This is a genomic window from Sphingobacterium sp. JB170 (assembly GCF_900163865.1).
Lineage (GTDB): Bacteria > Bacteroidota > Bacteroidia > Sphingobacteriales > Sphingobacteriaceae > Sphingobacterium.
Window position 1 is genome coordinate 249,196 of the sequence record NZ_FUKU01000057.1, and the last position, 17,369, is coordinate 266,564.

Below are 17,369 nucleotides of genomic sequence, written 5' to 3' on the forward strand. Positions count from 1 at the left end.
ATCTTAATTAAAATTAGCTCTAAATCCGACGGAGTAGGTCTTCAACGGACCTATCCTATCCTGGTACTCCGGATCAATTTTTTCCTTATTCGCTGTCCAGATTAGCCCTAAATTACTAGCATTGACGAAAATATTTAAATTCGAGATATGCTTATTCACACCGAACTTAGGACTCCATCCAATGTTCACATATGCTAATCGGATATGATCTGCCTTCAAAACATTGATTTCAGACATCTGGTAGAGCAAGTCTCGACGCGAATTCGCAGGGTATACAAAGGCAGGAACGTCGGTATACTTCTCATCGCCACTCTTGGTCCATCTTCTCTCTATATCGCTATATGCTTTACCACCTTTGACGAACGAATCATAGCTTGTAACTTTTTTACGAAAATAGTAGTCACCGTCAAATGACAAACTAAAGCCCATCGAAAAATTTCTAAAGCTAAAGCGGTTCTCAAGTGATCCGAACAACTGGGGCCTCGACGCTCCTTTGATGGTGAGGTTTCCGTCAACGCCCAAATCCGACGCTTCTTTTCGAATCGCTGCATAATCATCGCTCAATTCACCGTTCACATACCCCAACGGATCTCCCGTGCTATTTAGACCACCCCATTTTAACGCTGCAATGGCATATAAAAGATATCCTTCTACCGGAGTTATCCCAGCGTCACTTGTTAGAAATAATGATTCGTCTCGTTTATTCGGGGTGTAATAATCTGTTGTCTTATTTTGATTGCTACTTACAATCCAGGTTGTAGACCATTTAAATTCCCTATCGATGTTTTTCGTTGTTAGCATGATATCAATCCCATTTCCAGCCATCGAAGCTACATTTCTGGTAATACGACTTTGATTCCCCCAGGTAGTATAATCGTAACCCGATGGACCGTATAAATCCGTACCATTTTTTCTATACATATCAAAGGTACCAAACAGGCGTCCGCTAAAAAGTGAAAAATCAAGGCCTATATTAAACGTTGAAACTTTCTCCCATCGAAGCGAGGGGTCATTGAGTAGCGAAACCACAAGCGCCGGATAATCCGAATAAATATTAGGAGTTATTCCCGCAAGTGGAAGTGGTGTTTTCGATAAATCGACATTTCCACTAAAGCCATACGTGAGACGTAACTTTAAGCGATCAAGAAAGTCGTAATCCGTAGCGAATTCCTCATTAGAGATGTTCCAAAAACTTCCAACCGACCAAAGTGGTTTCCATTTTTCATTTGATTCCGCTCCAAAAATATTTGCGCCGTCCTGTCTTATACTACCGGTAAGTCCAATCCGTTCGTCAAAGGAATATAACATGGTCCCATACAATGAGATAAATCTATTGAGGGTACGGGTAAAAGCAGGTGCACCCGATATTTTGCTATTTCGATTGAATATAGGCGTGGGATAGGTGTTTGCATAATCAACACCAATGGACGAAAGCGGGTCCTCCTTATAACCGTAGGCTGAAAAAGTTTCATTACTTCTTTTATTTTGACGAACCTCAGTCCCTATTAACCCTGAAATCATATGTTTAGAAAGGGATTTTTTAAAATCCAATTGTCCTCGAAATGTATAAGAAGAACCTTTGGAATTAGCCGTTTCTCGAATCCCTCCCTTAGGGATTACATAATTCATTCGTCCGGTTGCCGGATCGTAGCTAGCAAACCTATTGTACTCCGTTCGTGCTTTTCGACTTTGTTCGGAATAGATTATATCGTTATTTGCATTCTGCTGTTGAATTTGATAGCCAAATTTTACAGCAAGTTCAGGGATTATCCGATAAGAGACATTCGCTACAGCGTAAAGTTCCTCCGTACGGTGCTGGTCGTCAACAAATTTATAATCTTCCAACGGAACATAGTCCCAGGATAGCAGTTCATCAGGAAAATACGCATCCATATACCCCTTGTTATAAGTGTCTTCCAGAGGCAGTGGATTACCATCCTGATCGGCGAGATCAAAATAGGGATAAAATCTTGTCGGCCCCATATTACCATATACTGGGCGTCCGGGCGTTGCACGGCTGTTTGTGTAGTTCAGACGGACATCAAAGTCAATTTTTTCACCAATAGATACCCTTTCGGAAATATTAAAATTCCATTTCTTGTAAGTAGAATAGTATTCAGCTGATTCCGTAGTGTAACCACCCGTAAAATTGAACCCATGGGTTTCATTCCCCCCTTCAAGTGACAACGATGATTGTAACATAACTGGGTTACGAATAAAATACTTTGTATAATCGTCTCTGGCATCAATTCCTTTCAGCCGTTCAATTTCATGTTGAGCATCTACTTCCGATATTTCACCGTTCTTAAGCTTCTGGAAAATGTTTACCGCCGGGCTTGTTGGGTAGTACGGTGTCCTATTGATCAAGTTATTAAAGTTTCCATTGTCAAAGAGTAGCTTCTCAAAATCTATAAAATCAGAGGAAGGAAGTTGATACACATCGGACAAATCGGGCTTTTCGCTTACGGTCATTGTTGTACTCCATCCTACCCCCAATTTACGCCCAATTTTCCCTCTTTTGGTAGTAATAACGATCACGCCGTTCCCAGCACGGGCACCCCAGATCGAGCTTGCCGCAGCATCTTTCAATATTGTGATATTTTCAATGCTGTGTGGATCAATATTATCGATATCTCCTTCATAAATAAATCCATCTAAAACAATCAAGGGGTCGAGATAGCCGTTGATCGTACTTAGTCCCCTAATGCTCACATTTAATTTCCTCCGTACAGATGATTGGGCTGCTCTATCAAAGCTAACACCGGGCGCCAAATTATTTATCCGATCCAAAACATTTCTTCCTGTTTGCTTGTTAAGATCGGCCTCATCCAACACCTGAATGGACCCGCTCACTTGCGAGGGTGACAATTCTTGGTAGCCCGTATGCACGACGGATACCTCCTCAATGTTTGTTTCTAATGGCTGTAAGGCGACTAGATAAAAGTTGTTAGGACGTGTTTGAATTATCGTGTCCCGGTACCCCACATGACTAATCGCAATCTGCTTACCTCCAGGCTCCACGACTTCAAAAACTCCTGACTGGTCTGTTATCATTACGACTCGTCCTGTGGCGTCATTTATTGTAACTCCTTGCAATGCTTTGCTATTTCTCACATCTATCACCTTACCGGTTATCTGCTGTGAAAAAGACGATTGACAGAATAAGAGTATCGACGCTAATATTATGGTTAAGCCTTTCATATTATGTCTTTTAATTATTAGTATTACTCACTGTTTCAAATAGCAAATGATCAAGGTCCCGTAGTTCCTCCCGCGTTTCGATTCCTAAATCATTAAGGAACGCTTCGACCGCAACTTTGTCCGTTTCATCAAAATTATCCGGTAAGGCGACATCAATTTTTTGCTTCAGTCCTGTTTGATTGTCGATCGGGATTCCCATCGTTCCACTGAGGTAATTAAACAGTCCGAATATAGATCTATTCTGCATCCGCTTTGGAGCGCCGCCTGCGTCATAAAAATTATTAAAACTATTGGTTGAATTCAGTTCAGATTTCTTGAATTTAGCGCCGGGCTTAAGTGTCGCAATTATCACGGGGATTCGACGCTTGACTTTCGAAACTTTGATATGGAACTTTTCTCTGAGAATTTTTTTGAGCAGAGCCGAGACGTCCGCAGCGGAGATTTCCTGACGGGAACTAATTTCGAATAAATAGGTGTCGTCTCGATCATTTCTATGCGTTAATTTTGTAATTAATGTGTCAGGAATATCTTCCGGAAAAATATACTGTATCCTTGGAATCTGTCCGCGCCCAAAGTCATTTTTATAGGCTTCCATGACTAGGTATGAAAGGGTATTATTAGCGATTCTATAAAGAAAAAAATCGCCATTGCGATAATAGGTTCCCGGGGTCTTCGGTATACCGCCGACATACGTTGAAAATAGGCACGAAATTGACTCATCCCCCATGATTTCCGAACCAAACTGTCCTAATATCGGCTTCGTTTCATCGAAGCCGGCGATATCAACTTTATGCTTATAAAACGACGTCTTACCGGTTTGAATCTGTTTTTTTATATTGTCGAGGGTGAATTCGGTAGAAGTAGTCGTTGCAATTATGACACCGGTGCTATCTATCCAGACTAAATGTGGAACCATTACATGCGGGAAATATTCTAGCATTTTGTTATCGTCCACTACCGTAAAAGGCTTAAAATTCGATTCAGCAATGTTCGAAAGGGTGTTTCGTATTTTAGATTCGGAATCCTTGGTCATTGAAACACTATTTACAGGAATCACTTTCAAGCGGTAATCAGTTTCTCTTTCTATAACCTCGGACTTGTACAAGCCGTCGACACAACTTCCACACCATGTGGCCCAGAAATCGAGTATAATTAGTTCCTTGTCACGGAAACTATCCAAGGTAATCACTTCGTTAGAGTCTAAATGGTTAAATACATTCAATTTCATTGTCCATAAAGCATCCGGGAGCGTGTCTCCAACAGACAGTTCGCTAATCTCCAAAAGCCCATCGGCCCCGCTGTCCTGGCGGGGCTCCTGAGCACTAACTGTATTACTAAACAAAAAAAACAAAAGCGGTAATGTGAAGCTGAACAAGGTTCGGCTTCGGTTATTTCTTGATTTCAAAAGGTGGCTAAATCTCTTCATAAAAAGCAGTCCGCGACCACCCCAGTCAAAATTCTTCATTTTTTTGGGTTTTGAGGAATTGAACGAAGCATAAACTAGTCTGATCGAAATACAAGATCTCACACTAGGGAAAGCTTAGCTCAAATAGTAAATAAATTGTTTGATGTTTACTCGGAATGCTCTGATACGGTATATTGAATGGTTAGTTCGCTTTTTAATTGGAGTCATTAACCGATGGGAAGATAGTCTAAATTGACTACGCTGTTCACTGAACTACTCAGGAGCTGTAATAATGTTTTTTAAGATTTGATCTTTGCGATTCATTGCTCGTAAATGGTTAACGAGTCACGTAACCTAATGCAAATACATGTGGGGCTACAAACCGCGGCTACTACAAAGTTTCTGACGCCTGATGTAACACGGATTTACAGTAGCCCCACATCTATCTCAAGAATACAAATATAGCAAATGTATAATTTAAGAATAGACATGGATATTTAATCTACTGCCCTGCGTTACGGCGTCAGATTGTAGCCGCAAGACTCTTTGTTTAAATATTCATACTTCTAATTATTGTAAAGGTATAAAATAATATTTATTTGTCAAATTTTTCTCTTAAAAATTTTAATCAATTTGATTATGATCGGTAATATTAGTCAAGAATACGACAAAAAAATATCGGAGAGAATATTACTAATCCTTAAATATTCAAGTTTAGAAATTAAAGGAATAGCAGCGCTAACGAATAAGTCTCCTGACATATTCTATGCGATTATAACGAGAAGACGCCGTCTCTCCCCCAAATTGGCATCTGTGATCGGAGAGGCTCTCGATTTTGATGGTAACATTATTTTTAATCTCAATATTCCAATACCTACAACAATAAAAGAATCCCAAAAATTGTCAACATTCAAAAAGGCGAACGCTAATAACCGGTTTTTTTTTATTGATACATGGACGAAAAATAAGGATTCGACGTTTATCCGTGAGCAACTACTTGACAAAGGCTATTTCGCGTACCCACGTTATGCTTGGGAAGTAAATCAGCAGTTGCTCAAATTAGGCAAACGATTAGACAGCGATTTGCTTACGAAGCAGCTGAAATATCTTGTGGAAAAAGGACTACTTAAAAGTAAAAAAGCCCCACTAAAACTTAAAGAAGGTGGCTATGGCAGTCGATCGGTGACAGTGTACTTTCAAAAATAGAAGGCACAGATTAAAAGCTACCGCTTTGGAAAACGAGTATGCTGATCGATGACATCTTCGATAATCGGAGTTTCCGTTTCAAAAATTGCTGATAATAGTAAAATTAAATCGTCCGGCATGTCCTTCGCCTCCCACCGTGTAGGATCGCCATATAGCCCTTTATAAAACGTTGTCTTATCCCCTTTTTTCCAAGTCACATCCGCGTGAAGCATATTTATAAGCTGTTTAACCACAAACTTTATCTGTGTCGTTTTCCCGCGGAGTTGTATTTCCATTTCTTTCACAGAGCGAATATACTAATTAATTTAGTAAAAAACTACCCTATCGTTCTCGTAATATGTCAATTTCCCCTCCGCACGCGAGAAGAAAATTTCTAAAATTACATTCCCTTTTTACGAAAAATTCCCTTTTAGCTCCTTTGTAAGTTTTCAAAACGAGCGGGCCGCCCCAACGATAGCAAGAATCCCAAGCCTCATGCACGAACAAAACAGCCTTTACTCTAGCGCAAAGACATCTTTTACCCCCAAAATCACCTTAACGCTATTAAAAACGGCACTGACAAATTAATTTCATTTTTTTTAAAAGAATTCACTCCCTCGTTAAACACCTCTAAAGGGCGATTAGTCCTGTTCATCGCCGATTTTTCCAGGGGGGCAATTGACCCTGGGGACTGTTTTGATATTATAGTATCCTTTTGTTTTGTGTTAACAGTTAATCGCAATTCTGTGGTAATCAAATTTCGCAATAAAGGTTAACTGCCAATGCTAATGAAAACTTAAAATAATCACGTTATGCATGCCAGAAATAACATACACGAAATTGAACAGATCTCCCTGGTTGATTTTTTAGCCAGGCTCGGCCATCAACCGGTAAAAAAATCCGGTAAAGAGTACATGTACCACAGCATGCTTCGCGATACAGCGCGCAATACCCCTTCACTTGCAGTATGGGATTCGGGCGGGAAATGGATGGATCACGGCGGGCCCAATGCAACAGGCATATTTGGTGGAGGCATCATCCAGCTCGCGCAGGCATATTGGCCAAATCTGCAGTTTAAAGAAGTGCTCGAGCGGATCTCCCAAACAATGAACCTGATCGTCCCCATCCGGAGCGACATACAAAAAACGGAAAATAAAACTACTGCCCGATCCGGTACTGATTACGCCTTTGAGCTGGTAGACACCCGCCCTATTGGCACGAATCCATCACTTACAAAATACTTAAACTCACGCGGTGTTTTTGAGCTCGCTAAGACCGCCCTGAGTGAAATATATTACCGAAATATACATGCCCCCGAACAGCTAAAGCCCTTCTATGCAGTAGGCTGGAAGAATCATCACGATAACTGGGAATTTGCCGACGCCAAAGGCTTTAAGAGTAGCATCGGTGCTAAAGGGATATCGGTCATCGCGGCCGACCCCGCCCATGTCGCTCTATTTGAAGGCTACATGGATTACCTGAGCTGGCGTACCCTTACCTCGCCAGAAAATAATCCTACGGTCATCGTACTTAACTCCGTGGTGCAGCTACCAAAAGCCATCGAACAGATCAAAGACGCCGCCCGTATCGATTCATATTTTGATAACGATGCTGCTGGCCGCACGGCAACGCGTCTTTTACAAGAATCTGCGCCATTAGCGCAAGATAAATCGGGCCTGTACAGCGGATTTAAAGACTATAACGAATATTTAATTGCTGGGTTAAAAGAAAGCCTGCGCGACCAGGAGCAAGGCCTAAGCCGCTAAGGCAACAGCGTGTAAGTGAAACGCAGTAAGAAATGATAACCATCATACAAAATAGAACATGAAGAGAAAAACAACCGAAATCCAAGAAAATTTACGTTTGACAGGCTTTTCGATCAAACTCAATCAAATTGACTTAGGGCGCCTGAAAGCGATCCAGGAATTAAGTGGTAATAATAGATCTGAGGTAATTCGATGGCTAATAAACAACAAGCAATCGATCATTGTCGATACCCGAAAAATCATGAGCGCTCTTGATGCTATTGGTATAGCGCTAAGCAACTCAAGCTGTACGTTAAAGCTTTGCTTAAATGGCCTCAACGAGATGGACACGGCTGATGATCGGCTTTCCAAAAAAATTGGCGAATTAACTCAGGCCGCACAAGCAAACCTCGCGCGGACCGGCGAGTGCGCTCAAATATTCCGACAATTAATGCGCGCGCTATGATGAGCCACCTTATTAAAATACTCTCGACTAGCGCATCGTTCGCCGGGGTGGGCTACAACATGAGTAAAGTGCAAAAAGGCGATGCCGAGCTGGTTTGTGAAGCTAATTTCGGAGCGCTGAGCCTGCTGGAACCTCGGCGCGCAAGCGATTATATACACTACCTTCAAATGATAGCCAAGGGAAACCCCAGAGTAATCAAGCCGCAGCTTCACGCGGTACTCTGCGTGCAGGGAAAGTCCCAGGCCACGGACAAATTACCAGAAATAGCCGAACGATGGCTCTGGGGGATGGGATACCGCAAGCAGCCCTATTTAATATTTGCGCATAACGATACGCCAAACGACCATCTTCATATTCTGAGCGTGCGCGTGAAAAAAAATGGAGACTGGATTGACCCTGGCCTCGAGTGGATACGCACTAGAAAGGTGCTCAATGAAATTCTTGGCATCAACGTGCCCCAGTTGGCGCGCGAATATGCGGACCAGGCACTGGATTATTCTTTCGACAGCCCCGAGCGGTTCGTGAGAATACTCGAGGCGAAGGGCTTTTTTATGCTCCGCAGGCGTGAGCAGCTACTGATGTGCTACTACGGGAAGGCGCAACACAGCATCCCTTTAAGCCTCGTGCAGCAGCGTTCGGCAAACTACCGAGTCGACACGGGCCGCATGAACGAAGTTCGCCGCTTATTTCTTGAGACCAAAAAATTATTCAGTCCCTCTTTAACCGGCAAAAGCCAATTGTTGCCTGGTCGCCGTGCGAGCAAATTTTCGGGCTACACCTCCAAGATGGCGATCATGCTCGAACAGAAGCTCGGTATCGAGATAATTTTTCATAATCGCAAAGGATGCCTGCCGCACGATTATACGATTATTGACCCGAAAAATCGAGCGGTATATAGCGGTGCGGAACTCATGCCACTACATCAATTTACCCGCGCAGATGACCTGCACGCTACTAACCAGCAGCAAACACAATATTCCTTTGAGCGCTAAACCTATCAACTATGCTTATCATTTTTGCTAATCAAAAAGGAGGAACAGGAAAAAGCACCCTTGCTCTGCTCTACGCCGCCTACCTAAATACTTACTACAAATCGCGCGTCTGTGTTTTAGATATGGACGGCCAGCATTCTTTGTCGCAAAAAGCGCAAAAAGATGGTCCCGTGCAAGACACGCTATCCTATCACCTGCTCCCGGCGGATCTCCAAGATCTAGAAGTGGCGCGCGAGAATTTAAAGGAAGGGGAATACGACTATGTGCTTGTCGATCTTTCGAGCGGCAGGCCTAACCAGGAGCTCGTCGCGGTATATGATACGGCCGACGCGGTGGTATGTCCTTATCATGCCGATGAGCTTACGCTAAACGGAACGCTCGTTTTTTTGAAGGTATTCACGAACATCAACGATCGTGCTGCACTATTTTTTGTTCCCAACAAGGTGCGCCGAAATGCAAGCGAGCATACCCAAAAAGCCGTAAAGTCGATGCTTGAAAAATATGGCGCAGTGAGCAGTCCCCTACCCGACCGGCCGGACTTTCAGCGGCTGAATACACAGGCGGGTTCGGTCAAGGCTATGGAACTTGTGCGCGCGGCTTTCGACGAGATTCACCAAGGCTGTTTGCAGCACTTACATCAGATATCACCAAAATAACTCGATATAACTATGAACTGGACACAATTTCTAATTTTTCTTGCCGTTTTGTACGGCATTTATTACGGAGCGCTAATTATTTATGACCGTTTTCGTGCGCGTAACGCGGCGCGCGATCAGGGGAGCGATCAGATGCTGAGCATGCCAACCAGCGATATGCAGAAGGAGCCTCAAAAAGTGGTGCGAACGGGTGGGGAAACTTATCCGAAGGATTCACCCTTTCCGCAAGTGCCCCCGCAGAGCGAAAATTCTAGTGGCACGGGTGGCATCGCGCTCGAGGAACTAATGGATAATGCGCTAAAAGACAGTGTTGAAAACGTAAAAGACATTTTTGATGAAAATGCGGCGGCGATTGATCCATCTCGAGGCACTTGACAAACCGGAGTAGTCCCGACATATAAACTCACCGCTCATTTACAATGAGATACAAACTATCTAAACATACCTAGCTGGATAAACGATTAACATATATTTTAACAATTTAAATTTTAATCTCATGAAAACAACTTTCAAAACAACAATCGCCCTGGTCGCTATGACGATCGGCTCTTACCAATCACTTCTGGCCCAAGGGGGCACTACAGGGATCAACGCTGCGACATCCGAGCTAACGACCTACATCGACCCCGTCTCCACCCTAATCCTGGTTATCGGCGCTATCGTTGGACTAATCGGCGGGGTGCGCGTGTTCATAAAATGGAACTCGGGCGATCATGACATCAACAAAGAAATAATGTCTTGGGGAGGATCCTGTTTGTTTCTGGTGCTGGTTGGCGTCATGGTCAAAGCCTTCTTTAACGTATGATCCCTAAGCAGCGATACTCGATTTATAAAGGGCTTCAAAAGCCGCTTGTGTACCGCGGTTTCAAAGGAAAATTTATTTTCTGGGGCATAGGTTCCATCTTCGGGGGATTGTTGCTGGGCGGGCTAGTGGGAGCGTTTACCAATATGTATATCGGTTGCGCTACCATTATCCTCGTTATTAGTGCAGGCCTGGGCTGGACCTATTTAGGGCAGAAAAACGGACTACACAGTAAAACCCGCCATCGCGGCATATTCATCAACCCCAGCGAGCTTCCCCTACGTTATAAGCAGCCACCCAAGCCTTAACTGATTACCTTATGCAATCCTTATTCCGATGAAAACAGAACAAAGAACAGTCTTCAACCTCCCTTATGCCGGCATCGGCAGCACTGGAAAACTGGATATCCTGTACGGCAGCGCCGGAGAGCTCTCGGCCGTGTGCAGGATTACGAACCCCGTTGCGCAGTATAGCGCCAGTGAGCAGAGCTACAGCAAGTTTCAAAATGTACTTGTCAACCTAGCCAAGATTCTCGGGGAGGGGTATATCCTTCAAAAGCAGGATATTTTTATTCGTCAGTGCTATGCGCCCCCCCTCGAGCCACAGCAAGAGTACCTGCAACAGAAATACCAAGAGCATTTCAACGCGCGCCCATACACTAATATAGAAACCTATCTCACGATCACTAAAACCGTAAAAAAAGGACTTTTCTACACTTACGATGAAAAAGCCTGGCACGACTTTAATCGCGATATGGACAAAGTATTTGACCTGCTAAAAGGCGCTGGCATGGACCCCCAGATCCTGCGTGAGCAACAGATCAACCACCTTGTAAAACGTATCCTATCGATGGATTTCGCCAACGCGCACATCGCGCTCGATAATATTCGCGCCCGAGACCAAGAACTGCAGATGGGAGACAAAGTGATCCGATGCCTGAGCCTAGTGAACACCGACACGATCGACCTACCGGAGTTTACCTCCCCTTGGTCCAATAACGCCCTTTCGGGAGAAGTGACCGACTTCCCACTCGATAACATGTTCTTTCTAAGCCAGCTGCCCGCCTACCAAACGGTGATCTACAACCAACTGATCGAAATACCCAGCCAGCGGGCGACTATAGGCAAACTTCAACTGAAGCGCAAGCGCCATAGCGGGGTTCCAGATGCGGCGAACTTAACTTGCGTAGAGGATATTGACCGCCTGCTAGTAGATGTGGCGCGGGAGAATCAACTGATCGTCAGCGCTCACTTTTCAATTATCATGTGCGCTAAAATTGAGCAGATTGATCGCATATCGAATTTTGTGGAGGCGGCACTCTTCGAGCGCGGCATCATCCCCTCGCGTAACGCCTATAACCAGCTCGAGCTGCTGCGTTGCGCCCTTCCGGGCAACGGGCCGGAGCTTAAGCGCTACGACTGGTTTTTAACAACGGCGCCCGCCGCGCTATGCTTCTTTTATAAAGAGTCGCTCGCAAAAGATGAGCAATCGGACTTCCTTGTTCGCTTTACTGACCGTCAGGGCATCCCCGTAGCTATCGATCCGGTGGACCTTCCGATGCGCACCAACCGGATCAATAACCGCAATAAGTTTGTCCTCGGCCCTTCGGGCTCGGGGAAAAGTTTCTTCATGAACGCTCTGGTGCAGCAGTACCTACAATACAATATGGATGTTGTGATCGTGGACACCGGGCACTCCTATTCAGGGCTCTGCGCTTACTTTGGAGGACGCTATATCACCTACTCGGAGAAAAGCCCCATCACGATGAATCCTTTTGCAATCAGCGAGCAGGAATACAGCCTAGAGAAAAAAGACTACCTGGTCACGCTCGTCGCCCTTCTCTGGAAAGGCGTGCAGGGAACAATCAATAACGTCGATCGCGATGTTGTCTCCCAAGTAATCAGCCAGTATTACGATATTCATTTTCTCGCTGCCCGCCATAAAAGCGAACAGATCGCGCCTCTATCCTTTAATACCTTTTACGAGTTTGCCTTGGAGAAGATCCCCCAGATTATGAGCGCCGAGCGGATACCGTTTGACATTGATGAATTTCGCTTTGTGCTAAAAAAGTTTTACCGCGGTGGGGAGTATGAAAGCATATTGAATGAAAACACCGATGCCAGCCTGTTTGAAGAAAGATTTATCGTTTTTGAAATCGACTCGATAAAAAACCACGCCATTTTGTTTCCTATTGTCACTTTGGTGATTATGGATGTTTTCATCAGTAAGGCCCAGCTCCGTAAGGCGCACCGCAAAGCACTGATCCTGGAAGAAGCTTGGAAAGCACTGGCCTCCCCACTGATGGCCGAGCAGATACTATACCTGTATAAAACGGTGCGTAAATTCTGGGGCGAGGCGATCGTGGTGACCCAGGAGCTGCACGATATCATAGACAACCCGGTTGTAAAAGGCGCTATTCTTAGCAACTCCGATACGGTATGCCTGCTCGATCAGAGTAAGTTCATCGACAACTACAGCGAGGTAGCGCGCCTGCTGTCGATCTCCCCGAGTGAGCAAAAGAAAATATTCACTATCGGCAATCTCGATAATAAGCACGATAGAGGCCGCTTCAAGGAAGTGTACATCCGCCGGGGTGCTATCGGCGAGGTCTACGGCGTAGAAGTGAGCATCAGTCAATATTTTGCATTTACGACAGAAAAACCTGAAAAAAGAGCCGTGGAGCGCTATGCGCGCCGCTACGGCAACTACCAGCAGGCGCTCGAGGCGATAACGGCTGATCTGAGCGCTTCGGGCCTCTCGCTCGAAGACTTCGTGCACAAGGTAAATAGCGAGGCCGAGCAGGCCGCAGAACAACTAACGCCATGAAGACGATCACCGCGCTCGCCCTGCTTTTGTTGTGGGGCAGCCCCTCTGAAGGTCAGATATACATCGATCCGGCCGTTGCAGCCGCAACTACAGCGCACGCGGGCGTAATGAATCGCCAGCTAAATAATGTAAACGATAAGCTCACATTGATTCAGCGTGGACAGCTCGCCGTCACCGGGCAGCTTGTTATTATTAACGATCTGCAATCCAAAATCTATAAAGGTCTGAGCGAAGTATCAGGCGCAGTACGCTCGCTGCTATCGGTCAAAGAGATTGCCCAGATCACCCTTGATATCTCCAAGAACGTCACCAAAGCCATGGAACTTGCCAAGAGCAACCCTGCGCTGCTGCTTTTTGCCGAGGCGGGTGCCCGCGAGTTTAAAACCAGGGCTACAGCGTTGGCCTCGGAGGTAAGCGGTATGGCCCTGAAGGGTGGCAAGCAAAATCTGATGGACGCCGGAGAACGCGCAAAGATGCTCGGCCGCATCCATCAGGAGCTCACCATCCTGCGCGGAGTGAGCTACGGAATGCACCGCAGCATGTTTTGGGCACAGCAGCGCGGCATCCTTAACTCTCTTAACCCCTACTCAGGGTTCGTCAATATCGATAAAAAGATTGCCGATGATGTTATCCGAAACTCCAAATTTTTAAACCCCTAAAAAACGTAACGATGAAAACGACACTTAACTACACGCTTACGATTCTTTGCCTGCTGCTCGTCAGCCACACGCTTCACGCGCAACTTAACGTAGAACTGCTTCATCAGCTCGTGCAGCATAGTAAAGATGAAAACTCGCGCCAGAACACCGCGCGCAATAAACAGGCGTTAACCACGGCTAATGAAAAAGTAAATATGGATAAAACCGGGGAACTCAAAGAAGGCTATGCAGCCCTGCAATCCCGGTTTAACACCTTGGGCGAAGTAATGCAGGTACTGTCTCTCGGTATCGAGGCGGCGCCCGTAGTACGAAGCATTACGCATACCCAGCAGCAGCTGATTACGCTTGCAAGTGACAAACCATTTCTGTTGCCCGTAGCGCTAGTCGGTCAGCGAGAGATCGGACGCAAAGCAACAAGGCTTGCGCGCTATTTGACCGGGATATTTATCACCATGGAAGATATAAACCAAATGAAGCAAAGCGACCGACGCATGCTCTACAGCTACGCACTAGAAGAGCTACGCGCACTCTCGGGTATCTCGAGCAGCCTGGTGCGCTCCATGTATGCCGCGGCGGAGGCGAAAAGCCGAGGAGCGGTGCCTGCTTTTAGTGATTTCATTAATCAAGACACGCCCATCGCTCAGGAAATTCTTGAAGGCCTAAAAGAGCTCGAATAATCATCTATAACCTGTCTCCAAATGAGTCTAAAAAAATACGCCATAAACCTAGCACGCGAGCACAAGATAAGTAAGCTTTTGATGTTCCTGTTTGCCGGCTCCCTGCACGTAACATGCTGCCTTGGCCAAAGCTACATAACGGTCATCATTGATGCGAAGCACCTTGCTATTGTCAACGAAAACGGCGCTGTGCGCTTAGCTTCAGAAATGAGCCATAACAGCATGCTGGGAAAAATTCAAACAAACATCGATGATATCAACCTAAACCTCTTTTCGATGAGCTTGGTGCAGCGCATGATTTATTCGGGGCTGGCAGATGTTAATTCGATTCAAAAGACAGGGCGCTCGGTCATGCATGTCAGCCGCCTGCTGCAAGAGATCACTAGCGAGAGCGCCGCTATGTTCGCCATGGCAAAGGATGCGCCGTGGTTGCTACTATTTGCCGAGAACACCGCCCGCCAGCTCAAAGATCGTGGCCTAGCGCTCGCCTGGGAAGTATCGAACTTCGTGCTAAAAGAAGGTGCTAACGTGCTGATGAATTATGCTAAGCGCGATCAGCTGTTGCGCAAGATTATTCTAGAACTTAAAGTCATTCGGGCGCTACTTTACTCTATGCAGCGATCGATGTTTTACGCCAAGATTAACGGCATATTCTATTCGGCAAATCCATACAAGGATTTCATTAACCGCGATAAACGATTAGCCGAAGATATCATCCGAAACAGCAAATTACTAACACCTTAGCACATGCGATACACTTCCTCTTTTACAACCTATTAAATCCATACGATGATGACACATTCCATTTTCGCCAGAATGCTGGTGGCACTACCGGCACTCCTATTCACCTGTTACACCGCGAGCAGCCAAAAAATAAAACGACAAACCGATAAACATATCGTACACCAGCAGGAGCGCATGGTGCACAAAAGCTGGAACCGCAAGAATTTCACACCTACCAAAGGATTTCTAGGTCTAAATTACCAGTACTGGCTTACCTGGGCATGGCATCCTAATTACCCCAAAACAGACCGTCGCCCGCTAAGTGCGAATGGGCCGCAGACCCTGCGCATGGGTATGGTGCTGGCGATGCAAAACACGGAGGCGGCCTATAAGTTGCAATCCGACACGATCCGCGAGACGGCCGTATCGGAAGCTGCCGCACAGTCCGGGCTTTTATCGAGTGCCGACCCGCTATGGACACTGTATTATAAACAAGAATTCGAGGGCCTACTAGACTCAGCAGAAAGCGATCACTTAGAAGGCTTGTCGGACGAGCTCAAAACATATCTGAGAAATGCAGGATCAATACAGCGGTACAACGACGAATGTACCGAGCTAAAAGAACGCTTATTGGGGGCTAGGAGTGCCAATATGGACCGGGGGAGTCGGATTCTCAGTTATTACCACATGTTAAAAGATTATCGAAAATTAAAAGCGAGATGGAACGCAGGAGTGCTCGTATCTAAACAGTACTTAAAAATAATGGAAAACAACCCCGATCAAAAGAATGATCGTCATTCCCCTCCTGTGTTATCTGTCCCCAAGACTGATATAGAAATAGCCGAAGATATCCTTAAAAAAGTTCATTAACCCTTACCACGATGAATAATATCTGTTTAATAAATTTTGCCTTTAACAACCTACTTCAAATCACACGCGTTGAGGTCCCCAACTCGTTTAAAGAAACGTTTAATTTCTTGCAAGGAAACGGTGTTTACGAAGACGGCGCATTTCATTTTTTTAAAGGGCTCAAAGATTCGGTATGGACGCATTACGATGCATTCATCGGCGACGCGCAGGCATTATCGGCGATTTTCATGCTAATCTACTTCGCCATCAAAGCTTACGAAATGATGGCTGGGGATAAGAAGCTCGAGATCATGCCGCTGTTAAGACCATTTGGTCTCGTGATGATTATCATCTGGTGGAGTCCTTTTACAAGGATGATCACCGTTCCTACTGACATCATCGCTGCGAAAACGGAAGCTTCGTTCGCTGAAGAACAGGAAATAGTTAACAATTTACGACTGCAGCGTGCGCAGCTCATGGTTCAGGTTGCGAACCAGCTTACCACCGTACAGGCACAAACCGAGATTGCCGCCAAAGAAGCCGATACTTGGTACGGCCAGGCCTGGGACGCGGTGACTTCCACGGTCAAAGACGGTTTCACCGAAGTCTGGAACCCAATCGTCGAGCTACGTAACCGTATGCAGGTAGGCGTACAGCTGCTCGCAACCAACATCCTGGAGACGATCGCGGTATGGGTACTTCGGATCTGCGCATACATAGTATTTATGATTCAGATTATCTACTCCACCATTCTGATCATCCTCGGGCCATTCTCGGTTGCCGCGAGCATCCTGCCGATATTCCGCGATTCGTTTAGTACCTGGATATCACGCTTTATCAGCGTAAACCTTTACTCGGGCATTGCTTTTCTAGTCATGCAGATTGGAGCCCTTTTCCAGCAGTACGCCATGCAGGCCGAGATCACCCGCTACCAGGAGCTGGTGGGCAAGGACGGGGCGAACCTCGAGAAGCTCGGCCATTTTGCCAGCAATGGCCTGCTGAGCTTTGGAACGGTGATCGTCGCTTTTTTAATTAGCGGGCTATGTATGCTTACTGTTCCGAGCATCTCCACGTGGATCATTTCCACTTCGGGCGTCGGCTCTGCCACAAGCACTTTAGGTCGAGGTGCCTCTAGCGTTAGCCGAAACGTGCGGCGCATGATTTCGAAATTTTAACTTTTAAA

17 protein-coding genes are annotated in these 17,369 nt (G+C 45.6%); 14 read left to right on the forward strand and 3 right to left on the reverse strand.

The genetic code is table 11. The features are described from left to right. Positions 1-3: 3 nt before the first annotated feature. Together FM107_RS15295 and FM107_RS15300 are read right to left on the reverse strand one after the other, a co-directional pair. Complete coding sequence (locus FM107_RS15295) at positions 4-3,201, reverse strand: SusC/RagA family TonB-linked outer membrane protein (protein WP_086949346.1); 3,198 nt, start codon at positions 3,199-3,201, stop codon at positions 4-6. A 10-nt stretch (positions 3,202-3,211) separates the two neighbouring features. Then, positions 3,212-4,666, reverse strand: a complete 1,455-nt coding sequence (locus FM107_RS15300; protein ID WP_086949347.1) for a TlpA disulfide reductase family protein — start codon at positions 4,664-4,666, stop codon at positions 3,212-3,214. Between the two features lie 579 nt (positions 4,667-5,245). On the opposite strand from FM107_RS15300, the gene FM107_RS15305 reads away from it, so the two are divergent. Next, complete coding sequence (locus FM107_RS15305; RefSeq protein WP_086949348.1) at positions 5,246-5,812, forward strand: hypothetical protein; 567 nt, start codon at positions 5,246-5,248, stop codon at positions 5,810-5,812. Positions 5,813-5,829: 17 nt separating this feature from the next. On the opposite strand, the gene FM107_RS15310 is transcribed toward FM107_RS15305, so the two are convergent. Next, positions 5,830-6,087 carry a hypothetical protein gene (locus FM107_RS15310; protein WP_086949349.1) on the reverse strand — a complete coding sequence of 86 codons (258 nt, stop codon included), beginning with the start codon at positions 6,085-6,087 and terminating at the stop codon, positions 5,830-5,832. A 516-nt stretch (positions 6,088-6,603) separates the two neighbouring features. Between FM107_RS15310 and FM107_RS15315 the strand changes: the two genes are divergently transcribed. From FM107_RS15315 to FM107_RS15375, 13 genes are all read left to right on the forward strand, one after another. Continuing rightward, positions 6,604-7,557, forward strand: a complete 954-nt coding sequence (locus FM107_RS15315) for a toprim domain-containing protein (RefSeq protein WP_086949350.1) — start codon at positions 6,604-6,606, stop codon at positions 7,555-7,557. Between the two features lie 58 nt (positions 7,558-7,615). Beyond that, positions 7,616-8,002, forward strand: a complete 387-nt coding sequence (locus tag FM107_RS15320; protein ID WP_086949351.1) for a hypothetical protein — start codon at positions 7,616-7,618, stop codon at positions 8,000-8,002. Continuing rightward, positions 7,999-8,994, forward strand: coding sequence for a relaxase/mobilization nuclease domain-containing protein (locus tag FM107_RS15325; RefSeq protein ID WP_143559509.1), 996 nt, complete (start codon positions 7,999-8,001; stop codon positions 8,992-8,994). The genes FM107_RS15320 and FM107_RS15325 overlap by 4 nt, the downstream gene beginning before the upstream one ends. An 11-nt stretch (positions 8,995-9,005) precedes the next feature. Beyond that, positions 9,006-9,650 carry a ParA family protein gene (locus tag FM107_RS15330; RefSeq protein ID WP_086949353.1) on the forward strand — a complete coding sequence of 215 codons (645 nt, stop codon included), beginning with the start codon at positions 9,006-9,008 and terminating at the stop codon, positions 9,648-9,650. 12 nt (positions 9,651-9,662) lie between these two features. Next, entirely contained in the window at positions 9,663-10,025 is a 363-nt protein-coding gene (locus tag FM107_RS15335; RefSeq protein ID WP_086949354.1) for a hypothetical protein, read from the forward strand. Between the two features lie 121 nt (positions 10,026-10,146). Next, complete coding sequence (locus FM107_RS15340) at positions 10,147-10,455, forward strand: DUF4134 domain-containing protein (RefSeq protein ID WP_086949355.1); 309 nt, start codon at positions 10,147-10,149, stop codon at positions 10,453-10,455. Further along, positions 10,452-10,760, forward strand: coding sequence for a hypothetical protein (locus FM107_RS15345; RefSeq protein WP_086949356.1), 309 nt, complete (start codon positions 10,452-10,454; stop codon positions 10,758-10,760). Before FM107_RS15340 ends, FM107_RS15345 begins: the two co-directional genes overlap by 4 nt. A 28-nt stretch (positions 10,761-10,788) precedes the next feature. Further along, the gene (locus FM107_RS15350) at positions 10,789-13,278 is read left to right on the forward strand and encodes a TraG family conjugative transposon ATPase (protein ID WP_086949357.1); all 2,490 of its coding nucleotides are present in this window, start codon (positions 10,789-10,791) and stop codon (positions 13,276-13,278) included. Beyond that, positions 13,275-13,937, forward strand: coding sequence for a hypothetical protein (locus FM107_RS15355; protein WP_086949358.1), 663 nt, complete (start codon positions 13,275-13,277; stop codon positions 13,935-13,937). Before FM107_RS15350 ends, FM107_RS15355 begins: the two co-directional genes overlap by 4 nt. A gap of 11 nt (positions 13,938-13,948) precedes the next feature. Then, positions 13,949-14,614 carry a hypothetical protein gene (locus FM107_RS15360; RefSeq protein ID WP_086949359.1) on the forward strand — a complete coding sequence of 222 codons (666 nt, stop codon included), beginning with the start codon at positions 13,949-13,951 and terminating at the stop codon, positions 14,612-14,614. 21 nt (positions 14,615-14,635) lie between these two features. Further along, positions 14,636-15,358, forward strand: a complete 723-nt coding sequence (locus FM107_RS15365; protein WP_256959571.1) for a hypothetical protein — start codon at positions 14,636-14,638, stop codon at positions 15,356-15,358. A gap of 45 nt (positions 15,359-15,403) precedes the next feature. Next, positions 15,404-16,207, forward strand: a complete 804-nt coding sequence (locus FM107_RS15370) for a hypothetical protein (protein ID WP_143559510.1) — start codon at positions 15,404-15,406, stop codon at positions 16,205-16,207. 11 nt (positions 16,208-16,218) lie between these two features. Then, the gene (locus tag FM107_RS15375; RefSeq protein ID WP_256959572.1) at positions 16,219-17,361 is read left to right on the forward strand and encodes a plasmid transfer protein; all 1,143 of its coding nucleotides are present in this window, start codon (positions 16,219-16,221) and stop codon (positions 17,359-17,361) included. Positions 17,362-17,369 lie beyond the last annotated feature (8 nt).